We start from the raw sequence: 6,335 nt of genomic DNA, 5'->3' as shown, positions 1-6,335 counted from the left end.
GGCGTACCCACCCATTGGCCTGCGTCGTGGTGGGCTTCGGCACCGCGACGGCGTTGGGACTGGCGAGCCAGCTGGCCGGGATCCCGGGCGTGGGCCTGAACACGATGATCTACGTCCTGGTGCTCGTCTACGCGCTGGTCCGCTGGGGTTCAGGGCGCGAGATCGTGATGGGGCTGGTGATGGTGGCGGTCGCTGCGATATTCAGCATTGCGACCGACTACACCGGGCCGGCCGAGCTCTTCGGTGGGTTGGCCGTCCTGGCGGCGGCGGCAGCAGGCGGAGCGGCGTTCCGCTACCGGGCCGAGAGTCGGCGCCGGGCGCTCGACCAGGTCCGCAGCCAGGAGCGGGTCGGCCTCGCGCGCGAGCTGCACGACATGGTCGCCCACCACGTCTCGGCGATCGCGGTGCAGGCGCAGGCGGGGCGGACGCTGGCCGGGCAGCGACCTGAGGCGGCACTCGAGGCGCTGGCGGTCGTCGAGGGGGAGGCGTCGCGGACGCTGGCGGAGATGCGGGCGATGGTCCGGGTGCTGCGCGACGGAGCGGCGGCGGAGTACGTCCCCCAGCCCGGCGTTGCCGACCTGGCGTCGCTGGCCCGCCGCGACCCGGTGCCGGTCGTCGACGTGGAGGTGGCGGGTGACATGTCCGGACTTCCGCTCCAGGTCGACGCGGCGGTCTACCGGTTGGCGCAGGAGGCGCTGACGAACGCCCTGCGGCACGCGCGCAACGCCTCGCGGGTGGAGATCCGGGTCGTCGAGGGTGGAGGAAGGCTGCGGTTACGCGTGACCGACGACGGCCAGATCGACCCGGTGCGGCCGGCGAGCCACGGCTTCGGGCTGCTGGGGATGACCGAGCGGGTGCAGCTGCTCGGCGGCACGTTGCGCGCCGGGCCGGCGCCTGGAGGCGGGTGGGCGGTCGACGCCGAGCTGCCGACGGAGGTACGCCGATGACGGTGCGAGTGCTGGTGGCCGACGACCAGGACCTGGTGCGTACCGGCCTGTCCATGATCCTTGACGCCCAGCCCGACATCGAGGTCGTCGGTCAGGCCGCCGACGGCCACGCCGCGGTCGAGCTGGCGCGCAGTCTCCGCCCCGACGTGTGCCTGGTCGACATCCGGATGCCCGGGCTCGACGGAATCGAGGTGACCGAGCTCCTCGCCGGGCGGGGCGTCCCAGACCCTATGGCGGTGGTGGTGATCACGACGTTCGACCTGGACGAGTACGTCCACGGCGCGCTTCGGGCCGGCGCGCGCGGCTTTCTGCTCAAGGACGCCGGGCCGGAGCTGCTGGTCCAGGCCGTGCATGCCGCCGCCGTCGGCGATGCCCTGATCGCGCCGAACGTCACCCGGCGGCTGCTGTCCACCTTGGCCGCCCGGGAACCGTCGAAACGACGTACCCAACCGCTCGAGCCGCTCACCGCACGCGAAGAGGACGTACTTGCCCTGGTCGCCCGCGGCCGCACGAACGCTGAGATCGCCGCCGAGCTCTACATCGGCCTGACCACCGCCAAGACCCACGTCGCGAACCTTCTGACCAAGATCGGCGTCCGCAATAGGGTCGAGATCGCCATGTGGGCCTACGACACCGGCCGGGTGGGGGACTGAACTCAGGTAAACCAACGCGCACCTGATCGACGAGCACCCGCTTTGCGTGATCGACGAAAAGAGGCACTCACGGAGGACCTGCCATCTCGCTGTCGCGCGGGCACGTGTTCTTGTCGGCGGCTGTAGGCAGACAGTCCACCGCTGCTGCGCTCCGACCGCCTTGCGTGGACGCCGACTTCAGCCCGGTGGGCACGTCTGCGCTGACCCAGAGGTCGCGGCCAACTGCCGCGTTACCGCTGGTAGAACAGCCTCTCGGCCTAGTTGGGCGGCGTGGGGTCCCGGGGGCGTTCGGGTTACCAAGTGATTTCTCGTCCGCAAACAAGGTGACGGGCCACGCGAGCTGGAGATGCTCCTGGACGAGTTCCACAAGGTGGCTCGACAGGCCGAGGTCGAAGGATCGGCGGTCGAGCACCAGCTGGCCGCGCTCGTGCGTGGGACGTCAGACCGGTAGGGGCGAGCGCTACCGGCCGGAATCGCGGTCAGTTTGGGCGGCAGGTATGGTGGCGGCCGGGAGAAGCCTTTCTTTCGCCGCCGCCCGGACATTGCCGGTCGGATGGTGAGCCATTGGGAGACGGTTTCGGTCCGCTGGGTTCAACCCGTCGGGCCGAGGGGGGCGATACGAGGGACCGGTGAGAACCGGGAGGGAGCTCTCTTGACAGCGCAATATCCGTCGGCTCAGTCTGCCGACGACCGAAACTACGCATGGCCCGCTGATGGGCCGCCCGCCTCGTTCGGGGAGATGTCTTTCGAAACGGGCAAACGAAGCCCGATGGATGCATACGCCTTGCAGCGAAGCTGGGACCGGGTGACGAGGTACGGCCAACAGGTGCCGCTGCACTTCTACTCGCACCTCTTCGTGTCCCACCCCGAGGTGCGGTCGATGTTCCCGCTCTCCATGGCGAACCAGCGGGACAAGTTCGTCAGCGCGCTTGGCAGGATCGTCAGCAACGCCGACCAGGTCGAGAACGACGAGGAATTCCTGCGGCATCTCGGCCGCGACCACCGCAAGTACGCCGTCGTCGCGGACCATTACGACGCGGTCGGCGCATCCCTGTGTGCGACCCTGAAGCACTTCTTGGGGTCAGAGTGGGACGAGGACCTCGCCGCGGCATGGACGGCGGCCTACCAAGTGGTCGCCCGGATCATGGTCGAGGCGGCGGAGACGTCCTCCGAGACCAGCCCTGACTGGTGGGACGCTGACGTGGTGTCGGTCGAACGGCGGACCATGGACCTCACGCTGCTCAAGGTCCGGCCCGGGCGTGCATTCCAGTTCCTTCCCGGCCAGTCGGTGTCGGTGGAAATCCCGCAACGCCCCCGGCAGTGGCGGTACTTCAGCCCGGCGAACGCACCTCGCCACGACGGCACGATCGACCTGCACGTCCAGCAGATCGACGGTGGCCAGGTCAGCTCGGCCGTGGTGCGGTCCCTGAAAGTCGGGGACACCGTGAAGCTGGGAGCACCAGTGGGCGAGCGGCTGACGCGGCGGGCCGACGACCCCGGTGACCTGCTGATGGTCGCCGGGGGGACCGGTCTTGCCCCGCTCCTCGCTGTCATCGAGCAGATCGACCGGGAATGGCAACGGGCGCGCACCGCTCCGCGGGTCCACATGCTGCACGGCGTACGTATGCCTTGGCACCTGTACGACCGCCCGCGGATGCGGGAGCTCGCCCAGCAGCGGCCCTGGTTCGAGTACACGGAGGTCGTCTCGAACGACCCGTCCTTTCCCGGGACGCGCGGAATGGTCGGCACGGTCGCAGCCCGGCAGGCGCTGTACGGGCGCACGGCAATGGTCTGTGGCGGCCCGCAGATGGTGGGGCACACGCTGAAGCAGCTGACCGCCACCGGGATGCATCCCGAGCACATCAAGTACGAGCACTTCTACTACGCGGCCGCGGACCAGAACAGTTCCGAACCGGTACAGAGCAAGTCAGGAGACAACAGATGACGGAAAGCGACCGCCGGATCTCACCGCGCCATCAGACGGCTGCGTCCATCCGGGACGAGATGTTTCAGCGTCGGATGCTCGGCCTCGATGCGGACAAGGTGTACGCGTACCTCGACCTGCTGGCTGACCAGGTTCAGGCCACGGAGAGAGAGCTCAGTGAAACGCGGACCGAGAACGAGCGCCTCAACGCGGAGCTCCGGCGCGTCCAGGCGGAGCTGGACGAGATCGAGCAGGGGGGCGACCGCGTGAACGAACAGGTCGTCCAGATGTTCAGCCAGGCACAGCTCGTGGCCGAGGAGATGGTGGAGGACGTCAGCCGGGACGCCCGCGAGCGCATCAGTCAGGCGCGTTCGCGCGAGCGCGAGATGGCCGAGGAGGCCAGGAGTACGGCTGGACAGCAGGTCAGCTCGTATGCCCGCGCGGCGCAGGCCCAGATGCAGTCGATCATGGAATCGTTCGCCTCCGAGATCGATCGGCTCGGGAGCTCTCCGCTGTCCCGTGACTCGGCCGTTGACTCGGGCGACTGGCGGAACCGCGACAGGTGAGACTGTTCGGACTCGAGCGAAGCCCCCGGATCCCCGACTTCGAGGTGGATCGGGTCGCGGCCGAGGAGTTCCTCGAGCTGTTCCATGCCGAGAACCCGCAGGCTGGTCCGGTGGGGCCGCGGATCACCGCCGTCATGAGCGAGATCGACCAGACAGGGACCTACTGGCACACCCCCGCGGAGCTGACGTTCGGCGCCCGTGCGGCCTGGCGCAACAACGCTCGGTGCATCGGTCGGCTGTACTGGCACAGCCTGCAGGTGCGCGATCTCAGGACGGTGTCCGACGCCGGCGGCGTCGCCGGGCACTGCTTCGAGCACCTCCGAGCTGCCAACAACGGCGGGAAGATCCGGCCGATGATCAGCGTGTTCGCTCCGGAGACCCCGCGTCGACCTGCCCCCAGGATCTGGAACGAGCAGCTCATCCGGTACGCCGGGTACGAGCAGCCAGACGGGCCTGTCCTCGGCGACCCCCGCTATCGAACCTTCACCAGCAGGCTGATCCAGCGCGGATGGCGGCCGCCCCAACCGCTGGGAGCCTTCGACGTGCTCCCGCTCGTCGTGGAGACCGTCGAGGAGGGACCGCAGATGTTCCAGCTCCCGGGCCATGCGGTGGAGGAGGTCCCACTCGAGCACCCCGAGCTCGCCTGGTTCGCCGACTTGGGCGTGCGGTGGCACGCTGTGCCGGTCATCAGCAACAACCGGCTGGTCATCGGCGGTGTCTCTTACCCGGCCGCACCCTTCAACGGCTGGTACATGGGCACCGAGATCGGTGCCCGCAACCTGTGCGACAGCGCCCGCTATGACCTGGTCCCGACGGTTGCGAAACGGATGGGGCTGGACACCTCGGACGAGGCAACTCTGTGGCGAGACCAGGCCTTCGTCGAGATCAACCGTGCGGTTCTGCATTCGTTCCGTGCGAACGGCGTGACCATCTCCGACCACCACACCGAGTCCCGTAGGTTCCTCACCCATCTGGAGAGGGAGGAGCGGGCAGGTCGCCGTTGCCCCGCCGACTGGAGCTGGATCGTTCCGCCGATGTCCGGCTCGCAGACCGCGGTCTTCCACCGCTACTACGACGCCGAGAATCAGGGGCCGAACTTCTTCGCCGACGACGAGGCATCACGCCGAGCGCTCCAGGGCGGCCCCCCGGCCTTCCGCTGATACCACGTGTGTCTGTGGCGGTGTTCGGATTGTCTGCGCCGCAGCTTCAGTCAGGACTCCGCGAGGGCGCGCACTGCGCGTTCGATGGCGGGGCGCATGTCAAGAGCGGGGTCGACGGTGAGCCGGTGCAGGAGCAGTCCGTCGCCGAGTGCCATGAGGGCCCTCGTCGCCGGCACGGGGTCGGCGATGTCGACGGCGATCATGATCCTCTCAGTCCACCGCTCGAACTCGCGTCGCTGCCGCCGCAGCGGCTCGCCAAGCTCAGGGTCGTCGGCGAGCTCGAGGAAGAGGGCGTAGCGTGCGCGAGTGCGCGCGGCGAATGGCCCGGTCTGCAGTTCGGCCATGGCGCACAAGCCCTCGATCAGCTCGTCGACTCCCGAGATCGTAGGCATCGCGGCCGGCTCGAGGTTGGCGCGCTCGCGCTCGGCGATCGAATCGACAATTCCGCCGAGTAGGGCCCGACGGGTGCGGAACCAGTTCGAGGTCGACCCAGGGGGAAGGCCTGCTCGTTCGTCGACCCGCGCATGGGTCAACGCGCGCACGCCCTCCGCGCCGAGCAGCTCCACGGCCGCCTCGAGTGCGCGCTCCCTGGTCGCCGCGGGCATGGACGCCCCTTTCCGAAAGGTCTACTATGAACATAGTACTCCCCGCGCCCGCGCGAAAGGGGTCGCCATGCCCACGCCCGAGCCCCGCATCACCCGTACCGTCGACGCCTCGGGCTGGTCCCCGCCGCTGCCAGAGGCCCCCGGCTTCGACCATCTCGTCGTCGAGACACCCGGCCTGCATACTCACCTCGCCGCCAGCCGCGCCCGGGTAGTCGGCCGCATCCGGCGCGCGCTCGGCGGACGTGACGTAACGCGTCTTTCTCACGAACCGGGCAAAGTCCGCATTGGTGACCGCGTGCTTGTCCATCCAGAAGCCGTCCACGGTGACCTTGTGTACGGGAGCCTCTTCCGGGTAGTGGTCCTCGGAACCCATCCGGAAGGTGCCGCCCGGGATCCAGGACATGCCCGCATGCGGTGCAGTGCGCTCGGTTCCGGCGGGTGACGTTTCGGGACCATCGATCGGCGTCGTGCCAGCAGCGG

General features: G+C 68.8%; 6 protein-coding genes and 1 pseudogene. 5 read left to right on the top strand and 2 right to left on the bottom strand.

What is annotated here, in order from left to right; translation table 11 throughout:
* From ACRDPN_RS04700 to ACRDPN_RS04680, 5 genes are all read left to right on the top strand, one after another.
* Nucleotides 1-947 (top strand): sensor histidine kinase (locus tag ACRDPN_RS04700; protein WP_431446205.1); only part of this gene is annotated, 947 nt, incomplete at its 5' end.
* Nucleotides 944-1,600 carry a response regulator gene (locus ACRDPN_RS04695; protein ID WP_431446203.1) on the top strand — a complete coding sequence of 219 codons (657 nt, stop codon included), beginning with the start codon at nt 944-946 and terminating at the stop codon, nt 1,598-1,600. The genes ACRDPN_RS04700 and ACRDPN_RS04695, both read left to right, overlap by 4 nt.
* 769 nt (nt 1,601-2,369) lie before the next feature.
* The gene (locus tag ACRDPN_RS04690; RefSeq protein ID WP_431446202.1) at nt 2,370-3,545 is read left to right on the top strand and encodes a globin domain-containing protein; all 1,176 of its coding nucleotides are present in this window, start codon (nt 2,370-2,372) and stop codon (nt 3,543-3,545) included.
* Entirely contained in the window at nt 3,542-4,090 is a 549-nt protein-coding gene (locus ACRDPN_RS04685) for a DivIVA domain-containing protein (protein WP_431446200.1), read from the top strand. The genes ACRDPN_RS04690 and ACRDPN_RS04685 overlap by 4 nt, the downstream gene beginning before the upstream one ends.
* A complete protein-coding gene (locus ACRDPN_RS04680; protein ID WP_431446199.1) occupies nt 4,087-5,250 on the top strand; it encodes a nitric oxide synthase oxygenase in 1,164 nt (387 codons plus the stop codon). Before ACRDPN_RS04685 ends, ACRDPN_RS04680 begins: the two co-directional genes overlap by 4 nt.
* Before the next feature lie 50 nt (nt 5,251-5,300).
* Here ACRDPN_RS04680 and ACRDPN_RS04675 read toward each other — a convergent pair whose 3' ends face one another.
* Both ACRDPN_RS04675 and ACRDPN_RS04670 read right to left on the bottom strand, forming a co-directional pair.
* A complete protein-coding gene (locus tag ACRDPN_RS04675) occupies nt 5,301-5,855 on the bottom strand; it encodes a TetR/AcrR family transcriptional regulator (RefSeq protein WP_431446197.1) in 555 nt (184 codons plus the stop codon).
* Between the two features lie 208 nt (nt 5,856-6,063).
* A pseudogene (locus ACRDPN_RS04670) lies at nt 6,064-6,258 on the bottom strand (formylglycine-generating enzyme family protein); the annotation flags it as partial.
* Nucleotides 6,259-6,335: the final 77 nt, after the last annotated feature.

Source organism: Aeromicrobium sp. (assembly GCF_050700635.1).
GTDB lineage: Bacteria > Actinomycetota > Actinomycetes > Propionibacteriales > Nocardioidaceae > Aeromicrobium.
Note: the sequence above shows the minus strand (reverse complement) of the source record. Positions and strands in the feature narration are given on the sequence as shown.